This window comes from Streptosporangium sp. NPDC051023, assembly GCF_040689595.1.
In the GTDB taxonomy this organism is placed as follows: Bacteria; Actinomycetota; Actinomycetes; order Streptosporangiales; family Streptosporangiaceae; genus Streptosporangium.
In genome coordinates, this window is the sequence record NZ_JBFBCE010000084.1 from 14,096 (window position 1) to 35,369 (window position 21,274).

A 21,274-nucleotide genomic window follows, 5' to 3' on the forward strand; every position below is an offset into this window, starting at 1 on the left:
GGCGGCGGGGAAGCGGGGAAAAGCACTGGCCGGGCGGGGGACAGGCGGCACGTGGCCGCTCAGGACGCGGCGCCCGGGGAGGCGGGGGGGCGGAGGGCGGTTGCCCGGGACGCGGATGTCCGGAGTGCGGACGTCGGCGACCCGCGGAACGCGGTCGACGCCCTGGCCGCCTCCGCCTCGCCGTACCTCCTGGGGGTGCGTCACCACAGCCCCGCGCTGGCGGTGGCCGTTCCGGCGCTGCTGGACGCCGCCGGAGCGGAGGTGGTCTGCGTGGAACTGCCCGCCGACTTCCAACCGTGGCTCGTTCACCTGGCGGATCCGGCCACCGTCGCGCCGGTGGCCCTCGCCGGGACCGGGGAGGACGGCAGACTCGGGTTCTACCCTTTCGCGGACTTCTCACCGGAGCTGGCCGCCATCCGCTGGGCCAGGGAACGCGGGGCCGAGGTGCTCTGCTGCGACCTGCCGCTTTCGGCCCCGGCCATGTCGGAGGGAGGGGCGGCCCGGATCTCTTCGCCCAGGCCGGAGCCGTCGCCGGCAGGCCGTTCCCGCGCGAACCCGGCTCAGCCCGAACCGGTTCCCGCAAGCCGGCCTCGGAGCGAGGAGGCTCGTACGGAGCGGTTTCCTGGGGATCCCGGCCAGGGGGGACAGCCTCACGGGGGTGATGGTCAGGCGGACCGGCGGGCCGGTGCGGAGACCCCAGCGGGGAGCGCCTTCGCCGACGGGCTCACCGCCTCCTGTACCGGCAGGGACGGGGACGACATGTGGGATCGCGCCGTCGAGGTGCTCGCTCCCGGATGCCCGCCCGAGGCGGTGCGCAGGGCCGCGCTCGGGGTTGGCTGGGCACTGCGTCAGGACGCGGAGGCCTCGGGCGGCGTGCCCTCAGGGGACCTGGCCCGTGAAGCGCACATGCGCGAGGTGCTCGCCGGAGCCGTGGCCCGTGGCCTCCGGGTCGCCGCGGTGGTCGGAGCGTTTCACGCTCCCGCGCTGGTCCTCGCGCCCGCGCCGGGCACCGGTGCGTCCGCCGAGGAGACTCCCGTTCTCGCGCGGTCCTCCGCTCCCGGACCGGTCCGCGCGCCGGAGCACGACGTCGGCGCGTCCGCCGGACAGCCGCCCGCTTCCGTCTCTCCGGCCGCCGCCCCCGTTTCTCCTCCCGCACCCGCTCCCACGGCCTCCGTCCCGTCCGCCACGTCGCTCGTCCCGTACGCCTTCGACCTGCTCGACTCCCGCTCGGGATATCCGGCGGGCATCCGGGATCCGCGCTGGCAGCAGGCGGTTTTCATGGCCGCGGGCGATCCCGGCGAGGTCAGGGACGCCGCGGCCCGCGCGATCACTAGTGTGTGCAGGAACATGCGCGAGGCCGGGCACACCGCGGGTACCGGGGAGGCTGTGGAGACGCTGCGGCTCGCCTGCGATCTGGCTCGCCTGCGAGGGCTGCCCGCACCGGGCCGGGGCGAGTTGCTTGAGGCGGTGACCAGCGTGCTCGGCCAGGGCGAGCCGCTGGGACGGGGCAGGGCACTCGCCCGTGCCCTCGAAGCGGTTCTCGTCGGCGCCGATCGCGGCAGGACCGCGCCCGGCACGCCTCGTTCCGGGCTCGGCCCCGCGGTGGAAGCCGAGCTGGCGGCGTTGCGGTTGCCCTGCCCGGACAATCCCGACTCCCGGGAGATCCGTCTCGACCCGCTTCGCTCAGATCTGGACAGCCGCCGCGAGATCCTGCTGCAACGTCTGCTGGTGTGCGGCGTCGGGTACGGCAAGCAGATCGAGGTCACCGGAACGGGGGACGCGTCCGCGCTCACCACCCGCTGGCGGCTCTCGTGGACTCCTTCCGTCGCGGCTCTCCTCGACCTGGCGGGCATTCGCGGTGTCACCGCCGCGCTGGCGGCGGCCGGGACTCTGCGCGAGACCTTCCGCCGCGAGTCCGCGGAGGGCGGCCCGACCTGTGAGCTGATCCTCGCGAGCCTGCGCGCCGCGGCCGTTTGCGATCTGCCCGACCTCGTCGCCGACCGTCTCGCGGACGCCGCTACCGTGCTTCCCGCGACCGCGGGACTCCCCGACCTGCTGCGGGCGCTCGACCTGCTGGAGGCGCTGCGGAGAAAGCACCTTCCCGGCACCACGCGGGAAAGCAGGGACCAGGCGGCCGAGTTGGCCACGACCTTGCTGGACGCGGCCGTCCGCGCGCTGCCCGGCCTGGTCGGCAGCGACCGGCACGAGGACGCCGCGGCCCTGGTCGCGCTCGTCACCCGGGCGGGTGAACACCGCCTGGGCCTGCGCATGGACGACATGCTCGGTGTTCTCGCGCGCACGGGTTCCCCGCTCATGCAGGGAGCCGCGCTCGCGGCGCGAGTCCTACTCGACCTGGACGAACCGCACACCCTCGGCGCCCGCGCCGCCGGATGGATCGACACCGCGACCGGCCCCGATGGGCGCCACCGCCTGTCTCGCCTGCTCGCCGGTCTGCTCACCGCGGTGGGCCCGCTCCTGCAGTCGGCCACGGCGGCGTTCGAGCCGATGCTCGACCGCGTCGACGGCCTCACCGACCGGGATTTCCTGGACCGGTTGCCCGCGCTACGCGGTGGCTTCGACACACTCACCCCCGCGGGCCGAGACCGGTTGCTCCGGGTCGTGATCGACCGTCTCGGCGACCGGCTCGACCTGGCGCTGAGCGCGCCGCCGGAGCTGCTGGCCCTGTGGGCCGCGGCGGACGCCGCGGGGCTGGCCACCCTGGAGGCCCTGGGCGTTCCCGTCTTGGAACTTCTTCACCCCCTGCCCGGGCCGGGCCAGGCGCCCGGGACATCCGAGCCGTCTGTTTCATCCGGGCCGGTGGAAAACCTCGACCCTCTGGAGGAGCTCGTTCCGATCCGCCGGAGCGCGCAGCGGGAGGTGAAGCAGGAGAGGACCCCCGCGCGGCGGCTCACCCCCGCCGACCGGTGGCGTCTGCTGCTCGGCAGGGAGACCGAACGGCTGCCCGCCGATGTCCGTCGTTACGCGTACGCCCTGGACGAGTTGTACGGAACGGGACGGGGAGAGGGGGCGACCGACCTCGCGCCGGGACAGGGAAGCGGCGACGGCGGCGGCCAGGGAGCCTCCTTCCCCAGTGCCCGCGAGTGGGCCGTCGAGCTCGACGCCCTGTTCGGGGCGGAGGTGCGCGAGGAGGTGCTGGCCAGGGCGGCGGGCGAGGGGCGGACCGATGTGCTGGCCGTACTCGACCCGGAGGCGGTGCGTCCGTCGGTCGAGCTGCTGGCCTCGGTCCTGTCGCTGGCGGGCGGGCTGCCGGAGCAGCAGCTCTCCCGGCTGCGGCCCCTGGTGCGGCGCCTGGTCGCCGAACTGGCTCGCGAACTCGCGACCCGGCTGCGTCCCGCGCTGACCGGGCTGGCGACGCCGCGCCCGACCCGCCGCCGTGGCGGCAGGCTCAACCTGCCCGCCACCCTGAGGGCCAACCTGGCGCACACGCGCAGGACCGGCGACGGAAGGTTTCTCGTCGTCCCCGAGCGACCGCTCTTCGAGACCTCGGTCCGCAAGGAGGCCGACTGGCGGCTGATCTTCGTGGTCGACGTGTCCGGTTCGATGGAGGCCTCGGTGATCTGGTCCGCGCTGACCGCGGCCGTCCTCGGGGGCGTGCCGACGCTCTCGACCCACTTCCTCGCCTTCTCCACCCAGGTGATCGACCTGACCGACCGAGTCGTCGACCCGCTTTCCCTGCTGCTCGAGGTCCAGGTCGGCGGCGGCACCCACATCGCCGCCGGGCTCGCCCACGCGCGGTCCCTGGTCGCCGTGCCCAGCCGTACGCTCGTCGTCGTGGTCAGCGACTTCGAGGAGGGCTACCCGATCGGGGGGCTGCTCGGTGAGGTCCGTTCCCTCGTCTCCTCCGGCGTCCACCTACTGGGCTGCGCCGCCCTGGACGACACGGGGGCGCCACGCTACTCGGTGCCCGTCGCCCAGCAGCTCGTGGCGGCAGGCATGCCCGTCGCCGCGCTCAGCCCCCTCGCCCTCGCCCGCTGGGTGGGCGACCGCCTTCGAGGAGAAGCCCGGTGAATCCCCCCGCCACGCAGTTGCCGCCGGTGGAGCCGCATGTGACCGCCGCGGCGGTTGAGGACCTCACGCCCCGGCTGCGCAAGAAGCTGGACGCGGCGATCGAACGCTGCGCCACCCTGCCCGTCGTCGCCGACGGGCGGACCGTCTCCGTCAACTGGGGCGAAGACGCGATGGTCACCCTCACCCCTGGGCGGTCGGGTACGGTCGCCGACTCCGATGCGGCGGTGTGCAGCTGTCTGCTGGCGCCGCGCTGCCTGCATCGCGCGGCGGTTCTCACCGCCTGCCCGGTCGCGGACACCGGTGGTGCCGTCGATACCGGCGTCGACGCCGACACTGACGTCGACGGTGCCGCTGGCGTCAGTGTCGGCGTCGCCAGTGCCGCCGCCGGTGACGCGAGCACGATCCGGGACGATGACACGGGCACGGGCACGGACACGGACACGGCCCAGGACGGGCAGGCATCCGCGGACGTGACCGCGGGGAAGGGGCCCACCGCCGGGCAGGTGGCCGCCGCAGCGGAGTTGTGGGGCGCCGCCGCGGCCGTGCTCGTCGCCGGGGTGCCCGGGGCGGGCGCGGTGCTCCAGGCCGAGCTGCTCCGCGCGGCGCACACCGTTCGCCTCGCCGGCCTGCCCAGGGCGGAGGCCGCCGCCTTACGGGTCGTCCGTGACCTGCGGGCCGCCCGTGCGCGCCATGACGGCCACCGCCTCGCGGACCTGGCCTCCGCGCTTCGCGACCTCCTGCTGACCGCGGGCAGGCTCGCGGCGGCCGACCCCGACCCGGCCCTGGTGGGGACCGCGCGCCGCGCGTACCGGCAGGGCGAGGGTTTGCGCGTCCACGGGGTCTGCCGGGAACCGGTGATCAGCGCGACCGGCTACGGCGGAGTGGTCACGCACCTCGTCACGGAGGACGGGCGCTGGTTCTCCGTCGCCGACGTCAAGCCGGGAGGACCCGCCCGTGCCAAAGGCGCGGGCACGGCCACGGTCGCGCTCGGCGCCGCCGCTCTGAACCATGCCCAGCTGGCCCGTGGCGGACTGCTGATCTCCGGCGTGACGGTCTCCCCCGAGGGACGTCTCGGAGCAGGCCGGGGCGTGCGGGCCACCCCCGTCGCCGGCCTGCCCTGGTCGCAGGGCCCGCTGGCCGCGCTGTTCGCCGGCACCCTCGCCCAGGCCGCCGACACGAGGCTGTCCGGGAGCACCTGGAGCGATCCGCAGGCGGAGGAGGAGACGAACCGGCCGGTCGGATGCGATCTGGTGATCGTTGGAGCGGAGGGAGACCGGTTGCTCGCCCGTGAGCTACCGCCCGCGAGTTCGGAGGTGGGCGAGGCACAGAGTGGCGGCGCGGTCGCTCCGCGAGGGCCGCTGATCCGGCTCGTGCCCGCCAGTTCCCACCCCGACCTGGCCCACGTCGCCAACCTGCGGCAGCTCGCGTCCCGTCCCGGGCTGCGGGTGCGGGTGCTCGGGCGGCTCGACCCCGACAGGGCGGCCACCATGCGCCCGCTGGCGGTCGGACCGGTCCCCGGCGCGGAGCCGACGCTTCGCCTGCCCCCGGAGTGGCTGGACCGCGCCGACCTCGGATACGACCGCCTGCGAGGTTCCCATCTCCCGCCTCGCGACGCCTCCCCCCCGAGCCAGGGCAGGCAGGACGACGGAGGAGGCGTCGGAGAGGGCACGGGACGGGGCGTCGCGGGAGAGGTGTCCGGCACCGACCCGGTGACCGGCTCGCCGCTCTGGCGGGTGCGCCGTCTGGTCGAGCTGGCCGTCTCCGGCGGCAGGCGGGCCGTCGCGGAGGCCGCCAGGGGCGGTGACTCCCTCGCCCAGCGGGCACCGCTCCGCCAGGCGGGGTTCGGGACCGCCGCCGAACTGGTCGTCGTGCTCGCCGCCGAGGCCGACCGGCACGCCCGTGACGTGTTCGGCCGTCTGGTGGACAGCGGAGGCGACCGTTACGCCTGGGCGTGGCTCGCCGCCGCCGTCCATCTCACGGCCACGGAACGGGAACTGGTCAGGGCCTCCTGGCACGGGAGCCACTCCTTGTGAGATCCGCTCCCGTCGAAGGCGGCATGCCGGTGACGACGACGGGCCAAGATCACGGGGAGGCGCTCCCGCACATCCTCACCGTCAGGCGAGCAGGTCGGCCAGGCGGAGGTCGGCCAGCTCGGGGGCGTCCTGAGGCAGGAGCCTCAGTGCCGCCGCCTCCTCCAGCGACCGCTCCTGGCCGGGAACCGCCCCGAGACGCCTGACCTCGTCGATCTCCCCGGCGATCAGCCTGGCCACCCGTTTCCTGTCCAGCGGGGTCAGGTCGGGCGAGCACCAGGCCCGCACCACGGCGTCCGAGCGCAGGTCCCTGAACGTCTGGGTCTCCCCGCGCCTGAGATACTCCTCTCCGGCCCGGTCGATCAGCTGGGCCAGCTCGGGGAAGCGCCAGTCGTCCCGCTCCGTCCGGCACTCGATCCGCAGCACCAGGAAGTCGGCCCCGGTGGGAGGCCTGCCGTCCACGCGCAGCCTGCCGTCCTCGATCGACAGCGTTCCCGGCGGCCGGGGGGAGTCGATCACCACCAGGTGCCCGGCGCGCATGGCCCTGCCGCCCGCGCCGGGGGCACCGGGCACCGGCGCGACCATCGTCCGGTGCACTCCCAGGACCGGCTGCTCGCCCAGGTCGCCCAGAATCCGGTCGATGCCCTCCGACACCTTGGTCGCGACGTTCGCCGCGGCGGCCAGCGGCGGTGCGACGAGTCCGGCCAGCCCCCCGACGATCTGTACGGCGGTGCCGAGCGGTCCCCTCCCAGAAACGCGGTACAGGCCGGCCTGAACGGTCACCGTGCCGCCGCCGTACGGCAGCAGCGGCGTGATCGGCTCGTCGAGCGTCACGCCGGGGGCGAGCCAGGCGGCCTGCCCACCCATCGTGGTGAACGCCAGCGGCTCCCCGCCGAGGAAGGAGAGCGAGACCCCGCCGTGCAGCGCGGGATACTGGTCGGCCGCCCAGCTCCGCCGGTCGGCCAGGAAGCCCTCGGCGACGAACAGCCGGAGATACCCCTCGTACGGCGCGAGCGCGACCGCGCCCTCGTCCGGCACGAAGTCGACGGTGACGTGCTCGGAGGCGGCGTGGAACCAGGACTCGATCCGCTGCCACATGGTCATGCGCGGGGATCCTCTCTGGGGGTGGTCGGCAGGAACAGGATCACGTCGAAGGCGGCTTCTTCTCCGCTTCCGAGGTTCCTGATGAGTGTCTTCAGGGCGTTCTGAAGTTCCAGCAGGCGCCATGGTGATGGCGGACGGCGATGACCGGAGACCATGGCCCGCACCAGGCGCGCCGCGTCCCCGGCGGCCTCGTCGGGCAACGGCGGGATGACGAGCACGGCACCGGCACCGGCGTCCACCAGCTCCCTGGCCATGGCCGCGAACCCGCCGCGTTGCTCGTCGAGTGGCGTCGGCGGCCCATCGACGGGATCGGCCTGCAGGATGATCAGGGCTCTCGCCTTCGGGGTCAGCGACGCCTGGCTCAGGAGTTCGGAGCGGGGACTCTCGGATTGACCGGGGCCGTCTTCTGTGGTGAGGCGGAGCCGCGGTCCCGCGCTCGTCGTCACCACCGTGCCGGCGACGTGGAGCACGGGCCGCGGCTCGTCTTCCGCCTCGCCGGGCACCGGCCCGGTGAACGAGAGGAAGTGCTGGGAGCGCTTCCCCGCCTCGTCGAGTACCGACTCGGTGAGCGTGGGGAAGTACCCCAGGTACTCCGTGTTCGCGTCCGCCGACCAGTTCCGGTGCGTTTCCTCCAGGGGAGGTGAGGAGACGCCGCGGAAGACACGTGCGCCGTCGCGGAGGAAGCGTGACTCCCATCGGAGGTGGTCGAGCGAGGCGGGGAGTTTCAGCCGGACCAGGGCGGCGGACCGGAAGGCACGCGGTGCGTCGTGGCCGAAGAGCTCCTCCGTCGAGCCGTTCCACGTGGTGACGTAGGTGTCGCGGCCGGGCCGGTCACCGGACACGTCGGTCCAGCCAGGTCTCCGGTTCCATACGGAACGACGACTGCTGAAGCGGACCGTCATTTCTTCCCCGGCGGTTTCCGCCCCCGGGCGGACAGCCTCGACGGTGACCAGGCAGGGGGCCGCCACGTCCAGGACGAAGGACAGGCCTCCCAGCAGCCGCCCGTCCCAGGAAGACAGAAGGAGGGCGGCCGCGATGCCGAGCGGTGTCGCACCGAACAGGCCGCGCACGACGGGCGGGAGGTTCTCCCCGACGGGCAGCCAGGGTACGACGCTCAGGAGCAGCAGCACCGCGACGGCCGTCCATCTCGTGGCCACGAAGGACATCACGGTCATGAGGAACGTCCGGCGGCGCTCGTGGGCGAGATCGGTCGCGTCCGGATGCTCCGAGGGGACGGGGTCCAGGGCCAGCTCGGGGAGTGCGGAGCTGGTCGCGTCCGGGTCCTCGAGGAGTCCGCGCAGGTAGGCGACCCTCTCCGGCCATCCGGAATCGTGGCGGGGATCGATCAGATCGAGGGGGAGCGCCGCGAGGACGTCGGCGGGCGGGCGTGTCCGCGGGCCATCCGCGCGGATCCGCGTCAGAAGGGCCAAGATCCGGGCCTGGAGCGCGCTCCGCGGATCGTGCGCCTCCTCAAGCAGGGGCGCCGCCTCCTCCAGCATCGGACGCGCGAGGTACGGCAGCCGCAGAGCGAGCGTCTCGGCCCTCGCGAGCAGAGCCCTGCCCCTGCCCCCGGGACCGGGAGCCGGAAGCGTCGCCTGGAGCGGGCCGGGCGGCCGGGGGGCGGCCATGTCCTCCAGCGTGATTCCGTGGTACCGGGCGTACTCCTCGCGGGCGGACAGGGTCAGCCGCCAGGGAATCCCGGGTTCCGGCACGGACGGCGGCTCCCAGGGAGACCGGTTCTCGGAGAGGGAGCGCCGGTCCTGGCATTGCCACCAGCCGTACCAGCTTCCTGCCTCCTCCGGTGAGGAGGGCTGCGCCCCGGTCACGAGGGTCAGGGTGATCCACGCCTCGGCCCGCACCAGAGGCGTCCCGGAGGCCCTCAGCGTGGTCAGCTCGGGATAGAGACCGAGTGACCTGGTGTGACGGCAGATCCGGATCAGCGCGAGCTGGCACTGTTCCACGGTGTCCGGGTCGTCCCCGGCCGCGACCGCCGCCTCGACGCGGTCGCGCAGCAGCGCCGCCGCCTTCGCCGGCTCATCGTGCGCCAGCCACGTCTCGGCCAGCTCGACCACCAGTGGCCGCACCTGATGATGCAGCCACGCCGACGGGCATCTGGCCGAGGAGTACTCGTCGCGAAGCCTCAGCACGTCCAGGATGTACGGGTCGAGCGGCCGCCCGCCGTTGTGGACCCGCACGTGCCACGCGATCAGCCGCTCCATGTCGATGTCGTCGATCGGCACGGAGGACGCGTGCCAGGGCGCCTGGAGGTCCTGCTGCTCCCGCTGTCCCGCCGTGACCAGGTGCCGGACGAGCAGGCAGCGCGCGTCGAGGCGCCGGGGAGCGCGCCAGTCGGCCCAGGCGCGCGCGGGCGTGTCTCCGGCTGAGGCGGTGGCAACCAGGGTTATGTGCAGCGCGGACGCCTCGGCGTCCCCGGCGTCCTCGATTTCCCGTAGGGCGGGCCGCACGGAGCCCGGCACGGCCGAAGAGAACGCGTCCGCGGCCAGCCGCTCGGCGGCGCCGGGATCGCCGTGATGCATGGCCAGCAGGGCCCGCTGGGCGGACATCGCCGCGACGACCCGGCGATCGGTCCACACGCGCGCCGAGTCGTCCTGGTCGCCGCTGACCGGCAAGGAACCGTCTGGCCCCAGCCCTGTGACGAAGTCCCCGTTGATCGCCAGCAGGTCCTCGTCGCGCAGGAGGGACCAGTCGCCGTGCTGCATCCATCCGTCGATCGCGGCGACGACCGATCCGGCGGGAGCCGTACCGCGGGCCACGATGCCGGGCAGGGCGGCGCCGAGCGCCACCTCCGCTCCGGCCGCCGCCAGGCCGAGGAGGGCGCGGTCGGCGAGCGCGCCCGCCGTGGCGGGATCGGGGTGCCTGGGCGCGTGCTTGCCGACGTCCCGCCACAGCTCGGCGACGCCTCCGGTCCCGGTGTGGACGCGGGAGGCCGCCTGCGTGGCGAGGATCGCGGCCAGGATCGTCGGCCCCGACTCCCCGGCCCGCAGCATTTCCTCCGCCGCGGCGCGCACCGCGACCTGTCCCGCCCACGGCCAGGCCTCCTCCTCGACGGTCCGGTCCTCGATCCGCCGCCAGAACTCCGCCGCCTCCTCCGGCGGCAGCAGGCGCACCGCGGCCACCACGGTCGCCGTCGAGACGTCCGCCAGGAGGGGTGTCCCGTCGATGGCGGAGGCGGCGTCTCGGCCGAGTTGTTCCGGCCTGAGCGGGAACCTGTCGGGGGCCGCCGACGTCACATGGAGCAGGCGTGTCCTGACCTGCTCGTCCAGCTCGACCACCCAGGGCCGCGCGTCCGCCCCCGTCTCGGTGACACGCGTCCACTCCTGGGCGGCGAGGCCGTCGAAGACCTGGTCGGGGTCGAGACCCATGCGGAGCAACGTGGGACGCACCTGCGCCCGGTCGAACCGGCCGAGCTCGGCGGCGACCGCCAAGGCGCGGGTCACCCCCTGGTCGGCGAGGCGGCCGATGATCCGGTGCTCCACATAGGGGTCGCCGGTCGCCTGCCGGAGCCGTAGGGGATCGAGTCCGGGATCGCTCAGCGTCCACTCGGCGTACGCGGCCAGGTCGAAGGGGTTGAAGGCGTCCCCGTCCGCGGCCCGGTCGAGTACGGCGGGCCTGAGCCGCTCGGGCACCCCGCGCTCCGACAGGTAGTCCGCCGCCTCCCGAGAGGTGAACCCGCGCGTCCTGACCACCCGCACGTATGACCGGGGCAGCAGCCGGGGACCCGCGGACGCCTCGGCCACCTCGGCGGCGCCTGAGGGCATGGCCAGCCATCGCCGCCCGGCCAGCAGGACCCGGATCGACGGGGCCCGCTCGCGCAGGCGCTCCAGGAGGTCGAACGTCATGTCGATCGCCGGTGCGGGCGCCCGGGGAGGGTACAGCTTGGCCAGTTCCTCACAGGTGTCCAGGACCAGCACCACCGGCGAGGGAAGCATCCTGACAAAACGGGCGAAGGTCTCCAGCACCTGATCCAGTAGAGGGGCCGCGCGCCCGGACAGACGCCTGCCGCGTGTCAGCTCCTCGTGTAACCCGGTGACGGCGTCGACGAACCTGCGGTGCGCGCTCTCGGCGTCCCTGCCGGTGCCGAACCCCAGCAACTCCTCCGCGAGGGCGAGGAGGATCTCGCCGGGACGGTCCTCAGGGTAGCGGGGGTCCAGATGGTCGAAGTCGACCCTGGCCACCGGGATCTGCGGCAGGCCCCGGTCGCGGGCGTAGCGGCCGGAGGCCAGGTAGCGGACGACCATCGTCTTGCCCGCCCCACCGGAACCGAGCAGGTGCAGCGCCCACCTGGACGGGTTGTCGCCGCGCGCTTCCCCGAGGGGAACCTCTCCCGGCGGGCCTTCGCCGAGCAGGTCGCCGAGGGCGTCCTCGATGTTCGCGCGGGACAGGTAGTGACGCAGGAAACGGGCGTCCTCCGCCTCGCGCGTCGCGCGGTCGACCCGGCGGCGGGCCCGCCGCGCGGCGCCCACGAGGGGGTCGCCGAGGACCTCGCCGAGCATTCGCACGGTCGCGACCAGCTGGGCGGCCTCGCTCAGCGCGCCCGCCTCGACCAGGCCGGACACGTCGTCCATGAGCATGCCGCCCGAGCGGTCCACACGGTACGCCGTGGCGGCGCGGTGCCAGTCCCGCAGCTCGGCGAGTCCCTTCGTCAGCGACACCAGCTCCTGGGTCACCTCCTCCAGCCGCCGCCCGTGCGCCTGGCGCAGGTGGTCGCCGAGCTCGGCCCGTCTGCTCGCGCGAACCCAGAACGCGTTGTCCCCGGTCAGCAGGGGGCGAGACTCGACCAGTCCGAGGTCGTCCAGGGCGTCGAGGAACCCGGCCAGCTCGTCCCGGGGGACGAGCGAGAGCCGTACGGCCAGCTCGGTGGTCCACTCGGGCAGCAGCACGAGCTTGGCGAGCCTGGCCGGGTCGAAACGGCCGAACTCCTCCGCCCGCCACGCGGCGCCGCGGCGTTGCAGCTCCGCGTGGAGCTCGGCGGGGGTCACGGTTCGTGCCTCAGGCCGTGCACGCGGGCGTACGCGCTCCACCCCTCGGTGTCGTCGTGGCTGAGGAACACCCTGTGCAGGGCCAGGAGCTGCGCCATCCGGTACAGCTCGGTCTTGATCAGGCCCGGACGTCCCTCGAGGTGGAGCCGGAAGCTCTCCCTGAGCACCACCGGGTCGCTGTCCGGCGCGGCGTAGTAGGCGAGGCGGAACGCGTCCTTGGGGTGCCACGGCTGCATCAGCACCCATTGGAAGCCGAGCGACGCCTCCTCGTCGGACAGCGGTTCGAGGTCGTGGAAGGCGCACCACGGCATTCCGGCCTTCTCCTCGCGGAAGTTGCGCAGCGGCGAACACTCGCCGAGAGCCGCGGTCACGACCACGGGGGCGGGCCTGGCGGCGGTGCCGAGCCCGTCCGGCGTCAGGAGGTCGAGCAACCCCTTCGCGGGCTCGGTCCAGCCGAGGGCTCCCACCCACAGGTGCAGGGCCTCCGCGAGGACCACCACACGGGTGTGCGGGCCGAACGGCCGCCCGAGCGACCGTACCGCCGCCCCGGCCAGGTCGGACAGGTCGGCCGCGAGCAGCGCGTCGACCGCGCTGGGCAGGAGCGGCGCCGCCGCCGTCGCGAACTCGGCGACGGCCGACTTCACCTGTTGCCTCGCCATGACCTCGTCCTGGTCGAGCTCGAAGGGCGCGACCGATCCCGCGGCCCGCAGGGAACGCAGCCTCGGCAGGGGGAGCGACAGACGCTCGCTCGTCCGCACCATCTGAGCGAGGATCTCCCCGACGACCTGGCGGAGACTGTGCGGCGCCGACTGGACGTCGTTGAACGGCGCCAGCAGCAGGGGGAGGTGTCCTGACTGGAGCAGCCGGAACCCGATCTCCCTGAGCAGCCGGGTGCCGCCGATGTTGCCGAAGGCGCCACCGCTGGTGATCCCGAGGAAGGTCCGTTCGCTTCCCGGCGTGATCAGGCCGTCGAGGGTGTCGAAGATGGCGCCTCTGCCGACGTAGGCGGGTCCTTCGAGGAGCTCGAGCTTTCCCGCCATGCTCCTGATCCGGTTGACCTCGCCCGGGTCGACGGCCTTGAAGTCGGCGGGCAGCGTGTCCGCGACGAACAGGGTGGGCATCGCCCAGTCCAGACGGTCCTCGGGATGCCTCTCGCCGATGAGGGCGGCCCTGCGTCCGTGGGCGGCGGCCTCCGCGACGGCCTCCCCCCGCAGCAGTGCCTGGACGAACCGCCGGGAGAACAGGCGGCATGCGTATTCGGTGACTTCCCCGGCCACGGCGACCACGATCGGCACCCCGCCGCGGATCAGCGTCTCGACGAGTCCCGAGGTGCGGTCGAGGCCGCCGTGCGCGCCGCTGTGGCAGACGCTGAGGACGACGGCGAGTGGCGGGGAGGCTCCCGAGGTCAGCGCCGCGCCCAGCTGACCGCTCTTCGTCCAGGTGCCCGCGAGCTCGACCCAGGTCTCACCGTCCACCGGGTCGGCTCTGCCGTGGGCGACCAGATGCACCAGGTCGGGCTGGAAGGCCGCGTAGCGTTGGTGAAGCCGGTCCGCGCTCGTCTCCTCCGCCAGCCTGGTCATCGCGAGCCCCTGCGACTCGCACTCCCTGACCAGGCCGAGGAACATCGCGCCCGGGCGGATGACCGGATCGGTCAGTTTCGCGCCCGACGCGAAGAGGATCCGCGGCGTCTTGCGCACCGTGCGGGGTCCGGCCTCGTAGGGGGCGGGGATCAGCCGGGTGACGGCCACGAGCAGGGTCGGATGGGCGGCCAGCGGGCGGTCCTCGGCGTACATGGCCTCCCAGATCAGCGGCTGGAGCTCCATCGGGAGCTTCAGTGCCAGTTCGACCCCGTCCCAGTCCGCGGCCAGCGCGGTGATCGCGCGCCAGACGGGGCCGAGCAGGGCGTGGAACAGCAGGGTGCCGTACGACCGGGCGTCGGGGCAGGTCGCGGCTCGCTCCAGCAGCGGCGGCCCTGGCTCACGGTTCAGGGGGTAGGACTCCGCCCCCTCGTCGCTGAGGAGTGGCTCGTCCTCGTGGACGACCGTCACCAGGGGGTCACGGTGACCGGGCGGGCCGGTCACCGTGACGAGCAGCCGCGGCATGCTCATCCGAGGCTCCCGAGTCCGAGGCTCCCGAGCAGCCGTCCGGTCAGGTCGGTGGCCAATTCCGCGGTCCGCGGCCCCTGCGGGGCGGCGCCCAGCATTCCCGGGGGGCCGCAGCGGGGAAGGTTCTCCAGCAGGTTGGCGTGGACCAGCGGGGGGTCCGTCCGATGGGCCGTCACGGCCGCCGCGGCGGCCGCGACGAGCAGGCGCGCGGAGTACGGCTCCTCGAGACGGGTCAGGAACGGATCGGGTTCGGTCAGCGAGCGCGCCCACACCTGCGCCCTGCCGTCCGGGGCGAACCAGCCGGGGGACAGGCCGCTGAGCTCGGGGAGCGAACGGCCGCGGGCCCGCAGGCCGAGGAGCGCCCCCGCCGCCCGTGCCAGGTCGGGGGCTCCCGCGCCGCCGAGGCCCGCCTGCCTGGCGACCTCGGCCATCAGCGCCAGCCGTACCGGAAGGGGAGGGTAGCCGCCGCGGGCCCGCAGCAGGGACTCGGGAGGGCCGTGGCCGAGCTCCTCGACGATCCAGGCGGCGGCGGGGCCGATCATCAGGACCGAGTAGGCGTCGGCGAAGCTCTCCAGCGCCCACCTGCGCCACGTCTCGTCGCCCGTCGCCTCGGCGAGCGCGTCCCTGGTGGCGTTCTCGAGCGCGGGATCCAGGTCCTTGTGCACGTGGTGGCCGGTCTCGTGGGCGGCGAGCATCAGCCACCAGGCCTGCCGGGCCGTCCAGTCGGGCAGGCAGACGACCGGGATCGGCAGCCGCTCGACGAACTCGGCAACCAGGGCGTCGGCGGGAAGGCGCAGATCGGGCGGCACGGAGACGCGAGGGGTCGCGAACGCGTCGAAACGCGGCTCCACGTAGGGCAGCGGGCCGGTCGGCGGTTCGCTGCCCAGGACCTGGAACGGCTGCCGCCAGCAGCTGCGCACCACCTCGTCCGCGCAGGCCAGTATCCCGGCCAGGGCCGGATCCCGGCGCTGGTCGTACTTCGCGGTGTACCAGTCGAACAGGCGCCGGATCGTGAACAGGCCGCCGTCGAGCTCGCCGCACCGCTGGTACACGTCGCCGGAGGCGGAGATCAGGGCGACGCTCTCAAGCTCGCGCGTGACGGCGCCGAGCATTTCCGACAGGACGGTGCTCAGCACCTCGAAATGGCGGGTGAAACGCAGGAAACGCCGATCGCCGTGGCTGCGACGCATCCAGTCCGCTATCTCGTCGCCCAGGCATCGAGCCGTGGTCAGAGAACGGTCCAGTCTGGCCCGGACCCGTTCGGGGTGCACAGCAGAAAAATATGCCGGGAGCAGATGGCGCCCGCCGGCACATCGGAATTCGTGACCAGGTCGTTGCGGACCCCGCTCGCCGGATTCGGTCTTTGCCGGGAATCGGGGGACCGTCCACCGGGGAACCCGTTTACCGACAATCTGAAACGTGTCTTCTGCGGTGATCCTGCGGTTGAAATATGAGTTGTATGTCCGGTTTTTTGTGGTGTGAGGAGTGAAACCAGGACGAACCCGCACCCTGGTCGGGTGCGGGTTCGCCGGAGGGGTCCGTCAGAAGAGGGTCACACCTTCTGCCAGAGGCTCGGGACGTTCGGCGGCTCCCAGCCCGGCAGCGCGGTGTGCGCCTGGAGGCACCGGTAGGTGGAGCCGCCGTAGGTGACCTGGTCGCCCGCGCGGTACGCGGTGCCCGCGGACCAGGTCCCGCCGGGGTTGGAGGTCGGGGTCACGGTCGGCGTGACGGTCGGGGTCACCGTGGGGGTCACGGTCGGTGTGACGGTCGGGGTCGGGTCGGGGTTGCCGCCGCCCACCTGCAGGTCGACACACGCGTAGAAAGCATTGCCCGTGTCGGCGATGTTCCAGATGGCCAGAACCTTCTGGCGGCCGGTCCTGCCGCCCAGGCTCACGCTGTGGGAGACGGTCGCGCCGGGCTGCCTGCCGCCGTCGTTGAAGGAGGCGATCTTGGCGCCGCCGATGTAGTACTCCCACGTGCTGGTGGCGTGGCGAGCGGTCAGCGACCAGGTGAAGTTCACCGTGTTGCCGACGCTCGTGGTCGGCCAGTTCTTGCTGTCGTCGTCGAGCTCGGTGAAGCGGGAGCCGCCGCTGCAGGTCCGCTGGCCCTTGGGGCCCTCCACGCTCTGCGGCTCGTACTTGATCTCACCACAGGAGATCTTGCCCTGAGCGCAGAAGGCCTGACGGCTCGGGGGTGAGGAGATGTAACCGTGCGCCTCGGCCGGAGTCGCCATGAACACGGTGGTCACCATGGCGAGTATCGATGCCGACACAAGGGTTGTCGTTCTCCGCATGTAGCGCTCCTTTGCTGGGGGGTGCATCCGAATATAAAGGAAAGTTTCCTAACAGTAAATGCTCAGGCAACGCGTTCCCACGACTTCTGTCAGGTGTTCCGCGCCGGGTGGCGTTCTCGGGACCGGCCGGGAACACCGCTCTGAAATCGCCGTCCAGCTGCGCGAACGCGCGTCCGTCTCGCACCCGGCGCATTGCTCGCGGAGGATCCGTTGAAGGCCCGTTGAGGGCTGGTTAAGTGCCCCTTAAGGCAGTGCGGCGCCGCGTCCGCCCGAGCCTTTTCCGGGAGTTCTCCGGCGGCCCTGGAGCCGCCGTCTTGTCATGGGTGGCGCGAGAGCGTGAGGCGGGCGATCCTGCCCTGCTCCCCTGAGGCCCAGCAGCTCAGGTCGGCGGCGCAGGAAACCGTGTCGAAGGAGCCGGTGTCGAACCGCTGCCACTGCCTGCCGGAGGAGAAGGTCACGTCGCTGCCGGTCGGTCCGACCGCGATCGCGGCGAAGGGCAGGTGAGGCAGCCACGTCACACCTGACCGGTAGGCCTGTGGTTGCGCGGACGCGAGCCGCCAGGTCGCGCCGCCGTCCCGGGTCAGGGCCACGGCGTCGGGAGAGGGACGGTCGGGCTGGAAGTCGCCGCCGACGGCGAGGCCGTGGCGCGGGTCGCGGAAGGCCAGGGCGAAGACGCCCCGCGCCGGGTCGGCGGCCGGTACGGGGGTCTCGGTCACGGTCCAGGTGCGGCCACGGTCGCGGGAGTGGAAGACGCGTGAGCGCGCCCCTCCGCCGCTGGCCAGCCACACGTCGCGATCTCCCGAGGTGGTGAGGCACTGCCCGCTGGCGGCGAACCCCGCCTCCCCGGGGAGGGCGTCCGGCATTCCCGCGGCGGGCAGGACCCGCCAGCTGCGTCCCCCGTCGTCCGTGGACAGCACACGGAACCTGCCGTCGACCGGGTCGCTCACCGCGAGTCCGTGCCTGCGGTCGAAGAAGGCCATGCAGTCGTAGAAGGCCTTCGGGTCGTCGTTGCGGAACGTCTGCGCCCAGGTTCTGCCCCCGTCGCCGGTACGGTAGACGCGCGACGCCTCACCCTCGCCGATCGACAGGATCACGGCGTTGCGGGCGTCGAAGGCCTCGATGTCCCGGAACTGCAGGTCGGTGCTGTCCGGTGGGGAGACGTTCTGCCAGTTCTGCCCGCCGTCGCCGGTGCGCAGCACGGTGCCGAGGCTGCCGGACGCCCACGCGACGTCACGGCTGACCGGGGACAGTCCGCGGAAACGGGCCGTGACCCCCGTCGGTTTGAGCTCCCAGGCGAGGCCGGGTCCCGGAGGTGTCTGGACCGCGGGAGTCTGAGAGGCCGCAGGCTCCTGGGGTGTGGATGCCTGGGGTGCGGGCGGAGGCGTCTGGGGGGAAGCCGCGGGCTCCGTGGTGGCGGAGGCGGCGGTGGCACACGTGGCGGTGAACACGCACAGTGCCGAGATCATACCCAGCGTGGATCCAAGCCTCATGGCGTGCAAGCTAGCCAAAGAGATCAATTCCGTCCATGGGCGCGCACGACATCGGTTGTCCCTCGCCGCCTCGGATGGCCGCCCGCCGTACGGGTTCTCAGAGCGCGCTCCGGCGGCGCTCGCCGGGCTCGGTACCGGAGCTCGTGTCCCTCCTGGGGCGCCGGCCCTTCGGGAGGCGAGCTCGGGGAGGGCGAACGGGTCGCCGGAGCCATCCATCGGGGGTTCACATGGTCACATCAGGTAGTTCAGCGTCAAAAGACTGTCAGAGACGGCCTGTGTGCGTCAGAATCCCGTTTGGATCACTTTTTCCGATCGTCGGCCGCCCATAGCGTGCTTCCCACGCAGTCATCGCGTCTCGCTACCTGAAGGAGAAGGAATCCATGGAGACCTCGCGCCGGAGCGACCCTCCTTTGCTGGTGCCTGTCCGTCCCGGTCGCGCAAGTGTGGCCCTGCGCCTCTTCCGGACGTCGGCGGGTGAGAGGACGGCGGTCGCGTTCACCTCGCGGGACCGGCTCGTGCGGGCGCTCGGTGACGGTCACGCCTGGATGTGGCTCACCGAGCGAGCGCTCCGAGGAATGCTCGAGAACCTCGACGTCACCGGCATCGTGATCGACCCGGCGGGAACCCTGGACGGCCAGGACCCGCGCCTGCGGGCGGCGTGACAGGCGGCGTTGCGCCGCTGTGAGGGGGAAGAGACCTGCCGGGGCGGCCGGGCCGCCGGCGGTGGGTGGCCCAGCGGCGAAGGGGCATTTCTGTGCCCACGGCACAACATGATCGCGTCGGCGATGTGACAGCTTCGCTGCATGCTCAGATGGCTCACCTCAGGCGAATCGCACGGTTCCACCCTCACCGCGATCCTCGAAGGACTCCCCGCCGGTGTCCGGACCGAGACGAAGGACCTCGCCGACGCGCTCGCGCGCCGCAGGCTCGGCCACGGCAGGGGGGCTCGGATGAGGTTCGAGCGTGACGAGGTGCGGTTCACCGGCGGCGTACGGCACGGCCGTACCCTGGGCGGTCCCGTCGCCATCGAGATCGCCAACACCGAGTGGCCGAAGTGGCGGGAGGTGATGGACCCCGATCCGGCGGACGCCGACGGGGTCCGTTACGACGAGCCAGGACGTCTTGAGGACCGGGGCCGTGGAGCGGCCCTCACCCGTCCTCGTCCGGGGCACGCCGATCTCGCCGGGATGCAGAAGTACGGCTTCGACGACGTGCGGCCGGTCCTGGAGCGTGCCAGCGCCAGGGAGACCGCCGCCAGGGTCGCCATCGGCGAGGTGGCGCGGGCCTTCCTCGGCCAGGTCCTGGACGTGGAGATCATCAGCCATGTCGTCGGGCTCGGCGAGGTACGGCTGCCCGACGGGCTGGTGCCCGCCAGAGGCACAGCCCAGGCCGTCGACGCCGATGCGGTGCGCTGCGTCGACCCGGCGACCAGCGAGCGGATGGTGGCCGAGATCGAGGCCGCGCACAAGGACGCCGACACGCTCGGCGGCATCGTCGAGGTCGTCGTGTACGGCCTTCCGCCGGGCCTGGGCAGCTACGTCCACTGGGACCGCAGGCTGGACGCCAGACTGGCGAGCGCGCTGATGGGCATTCAGGCGATCAAGGGGGTCGAGGTCGGGGACGGCTTCACCACCGCCACGCGGCGCGGTTCCGTGGCGCACGACGAGATCGAGTCGGTGCCTGCGGACTCGCTGACCGTCAGGCGGGTCACCGGCAGGGCGGGCGGCATCGAGGGAGGGATGACCTCGGGGGAACTCCTGCGGGTCAGGGCCGCGATGAAGCCCATCTCCACGGTGCCCAGGGCGCTGTCCACGGTCGACGTGGCGACCGGCGACCCGGCGAAGGCCATCAACCAGCGCAGTGACGTCTGCTCGGTCCCGGCGACCGGTGTGGTCGCCGAGGCCATGGTCGCGCTGGTGCTGGCGGACGCGGTGCTGGAGAAGTTCGGTGGCGACTCGGTGGCCGAGACGCGCAGGAACGCCCAGGGCTACCTGGACGGCCTGGCCGTCCAGGTCGGCCCCTGAGCGTCGCCGGTCACCCCGCGGGCCCGGCCCGCCGTCCGGCCTCCAACGCGACGTCGATCGCGGTCCAGGCCATCGCCGTGCCGCCGTCGAGCAGCGCCCGATCGGCGGCCGGCCGTACCGCGAACTCGGCGAACTCCGCCTGGTGCTGCCCGGCCGACCCCGATTCGATCGAGACGAGAGGCTGGATGGACGGTACGGCGAGCGAGACGTTCGCCATGTCGGTTGAGGCGGCCATCCGCTCATCCTGGGGGGTCACCGCGGGAAAGGTCCGGCCGAGCGCCAGCGCGTTCCTCCGGTAGTGCTCCAGCAGAGGTGTGTCATGGCGGAACTCGGAGTACGCGGGCGAGGCCGAGGTGATGGAGAGCGCCGCCCCGGTGGCCACCGAGCCCGCCTCGAAGCAGGCGCGCACCCGCCGCTCAAGGACCGCCAGCTCGGCCAGGGTGCGGGCCCGCACGTAGTAGTCGGCCGCGGTGTGCGCGGGCACGATGTTGGGCGCCTGCCCGCCGTCGGTGACGATTCCGTGGACGCGCTGGTCGCCCGGGACGTGCTGGCGCAGCAGGCCGATGGCGACCTGGGCGACGGTGAACGCGTCCGCGGCGTTGATCCCGTCCTCCGGGCAGGCCGAGGCGTGCGCGGGCCTGCCCTCGTACTCGACGTGGAGTTGCGCGCGGGCGAGCACGGGCGGGTCGAGCCGTTCGCGCGGCGCCGGATGAACCATCATGGCCAGGTGCAGGCCGTCGAACGCGCCGCGTTCGAGCATGAGGACCTTGCCGCCCCCGTTCTCCTCGGCGGGCGTGCCCAGCACCCTGACCGTTATCCCCAGGTCGTCGGCGACCCGGGCCAGGGCCGCCCCGGCCGCCACCGCGGCGGCGGCGATCACGTTGTGGCCGCAGGCGTGGCCGATGCCGGGCAGCGCGTCGTACTCGGCGCAGATCCCGACGACCAGCGGGCCGCTCCCCGCCGTCGCGGTGAACGCGGTCGGCAGGTCGCACACCCCTGTCCGCACGGCGAAGCCGTAGGAGGTCAGCTCCTCGGCGAGCCACGCGCAGGCGCGCTCCTCCTCGAAGCCCGGCTCGGGGTGGGCGTGCAGCCGGTGACTCAGTGCGACGAGGCGCCCGGCCTCCTGGTCGATCACCGCGCGTGCCGCGGCCTTCGCTCGATGGGTCATGGGCGGATTCTTGCACCGAGATAAGGGTGTC

Annotated in this window: 11 protein-coding genes; 4 read left to right on the forward strand and 7 right to left on the reverse strand. The window is 73.1% G+C overall.

Features of this window, described 5'->3' with window-relative positions; genetic code table 11:
• Window positions 1–51 precede the first annotated feature (51 nt).
• Together AB0395_RS37930 and AB0395_RS37935 are read left to right on the forward strand one after the other, a co-directional pair.
• Entirely contained in the window at window positions 52–4,029 is a 3,978-nt protein-coding gene (locus AB0395_RS37930; protein ID WP_366289705.1) for a DUF5682 family protein, read from the forward strand.
• A complete protein-coding gene (locus AB0395_RS37935; RefSeq protein WP_366289708.1) occupies window positions 4,026–6,062 on the forward strand; it encodes a hypothetical protein in 2,037 nt (678 codons plus the stop codon). The genes AB0395_RS37930 and AB0395_RS37935 overlap by 4 nt, the downstream gene beginning before the upstream one ends.
• Before the next feature lie 81 nt (window positions 6,063–6,143).
• Here the strand turns inward: AB0395_RS37935 and AB0395_RS37940 are convergent, their stop codons facing one another.
• The 6 genes from AB0395_RS37940 to AB0395_RS37965 all read right to left on the reverse strand — a co-directional run bounded on the left by AB0395_RS37940 (window position 6,144) and on the right by AB0395_RS37965 (window position 18,051).
• Complete coding sequence (locus tag AB0395_RS37940) at window positions 6,144–7,163, reverse strand: hypothetical protein (RefSeq protein ID WP_366289711.1); 1,020 nt, start codon at window positions 7,161–7,163, stop codon at window positions 6,144–6,146.
• The gene (locus AB0395_RS37945; protein ID WP_366289714.1) at window positions 7,160–12,163 is read right to left on the reverse strand and encodes a hypothetical protein; all 5,004 of its coding nucleotides are present in this window, start codon (window positions 12,161–12,163) and stop codon (window positions 7,160–7,162) included. Before AB0395_RS37945 ends, AB0395_RS37940 begins: the two co-directional genes overlap by 4 nt.
• Window positions 12,160–14,271, reverse strand: a complete 2,112-nt coding sequence (locus AB0395_RS37950; protein WP_366289717.1) for a CHAT domain-containing protein — start codon at window positions 14,269–14,271, stop codon at window positions 12,160–12,162. The genes AB0395_RS37945 and AB0395_RS37950 overlap by 4 nt, the downstream gene beginning before the upstream one ends.
• Entirely contained in the window at window positions 14,268–15,539 is a 1,272-nt protein-coding gene (locus AB0395_RS37955) for a hypothetical protein (RefSeq protein ID WP_366289720.1), read from the reverse strand. Before AB0395_RS37955 ends, AB0395_RS37950 begins: the two co-directional genes overlap by 4 nt.
• A 281-nt stretch (window positions 15,540–15,820) precedes the next feature.
• Window positions 15,821–16,561 carry a lytic polysaccharide monooxygenase gene (locus tag AB0395_RS37960; RefSeq protein ID WP_366289723.1) on the reverse strand — a complete coding sequence of 247 codons (741 nt, stop codon included), beginning with the start codon at window positions 16,559–16,561 and terminating at the stop codon, window positions 15,821–15,823.
• 317 nt (window positions 16,562–16,878) lie between these two features.
• Window positions 16,879–18,051, reverse strand: coding sequence for an oxidoreductase (locus AB0395_RS37965; protein ID WP_366289726.1), 1,173 nt, complete (start codon window positions 18,049–18,051; stop codon window positions 16,879–16,881).
• Window positions 18,052–18,431: 380 nt separating this feature from the next.
• Between AB0395_RS37965 and AB0395_RS37970 the strand changes: the two genes are divergently transcribed.
• Together AB0395_RS37970 and aroC are read left to right on the forward strand one after the other, a co-directional pair.
• Window positions 18,432–18,713, forward strand: coding sequence for an SAV_915 family protein (locus AB0395_RS37970; RefSeq protein WP_366289729.1), 282 nt, complete (start codon window positions 18,432–18,434; stop codon window positions 18,711–18,713).
• 141 nt (window positions 18,714–18,854) lie between these two features.
• Window positions 18,855–20,075 (forward strand): chorismate synthase, encoded by a 1,221-nt coding sequence (gene aroC / locus AB0395_RS37975; protein WP_366289732.1) that lies wholly within the window; start codon window positions 18,855–18,857, stop codon window positions 20,073–20,075.
• Window positions 20,076–20,085: 10 nt separating this feature from the next.
• Here the strand turns inward: aroC and AB0395_RS37980 are convergent, their stop codons facing one another.
• On the reverse strand, window positions 20,086–21,243 hold the full coding sequence (locus AB0395_RS37980) for a M20 family metallopeptidase (protein ID WP_366289735.1): 1,158 nt from the start codon (window positions 21,241–21,243) through the stop codon (window positions 20,086–20,088).
• Window positions 21,244–21,274: the final 31 nt, after the last annotated feature.

Bases quoted from the DNA above. Each gene is read 5' to 3' on its own strand.
- AB0395_RS37980 (WP_366289735.1), bottom strand. From the start codon at position 21,243: ATGACCCATCGAGCGAAGGCCGCGGCACGCGCGGTGATCGACCAGGAG.
- AB0395_RS37950 (WP_366289717.1), bottom strand. From the start codon at position 14,271: ATGAGCATGCCGCGGCTGCTCGTCACGGTGACCGGCCCGCCCGGTCAC.
- AB0395_RS37960 (WP_366289723.1), bottom strand. From the start codon at position 16,561: ATGCGGAGAACGACAACCCTTGTGTCGGCATCGATACTCGCCATGGTG.
- AB0395_RS37965 (WP_366289726.1), bottom strand. From the start codon at position 18,051: ATGAGGCTTGGATCCACGCTGGGTATGATCTCGGCACTGTGCGTGTTC.
- aroC (WP_366289732.1), top strand. From the start codon at position 18,855: ATGCTCAGATGGCTCACCTCAGGCGAATCGCACGGTTCCACCCTCACC.
- AB0395_RS37970 (WP_366289729.1), top strand. From the start codon at position 18,432: ATGGAGACCTCGCGCCGGAGCGACCCTCCTTTGCTGGTGCCTGTCCGT.
- AB0395_RS37940 (WP_366289711.1), bottom strand. From the start codon at position 7,163: ATGACCATGTGGCAGCGGATCGAGTCCTGGTTCCACGCCGCCTCCGAG.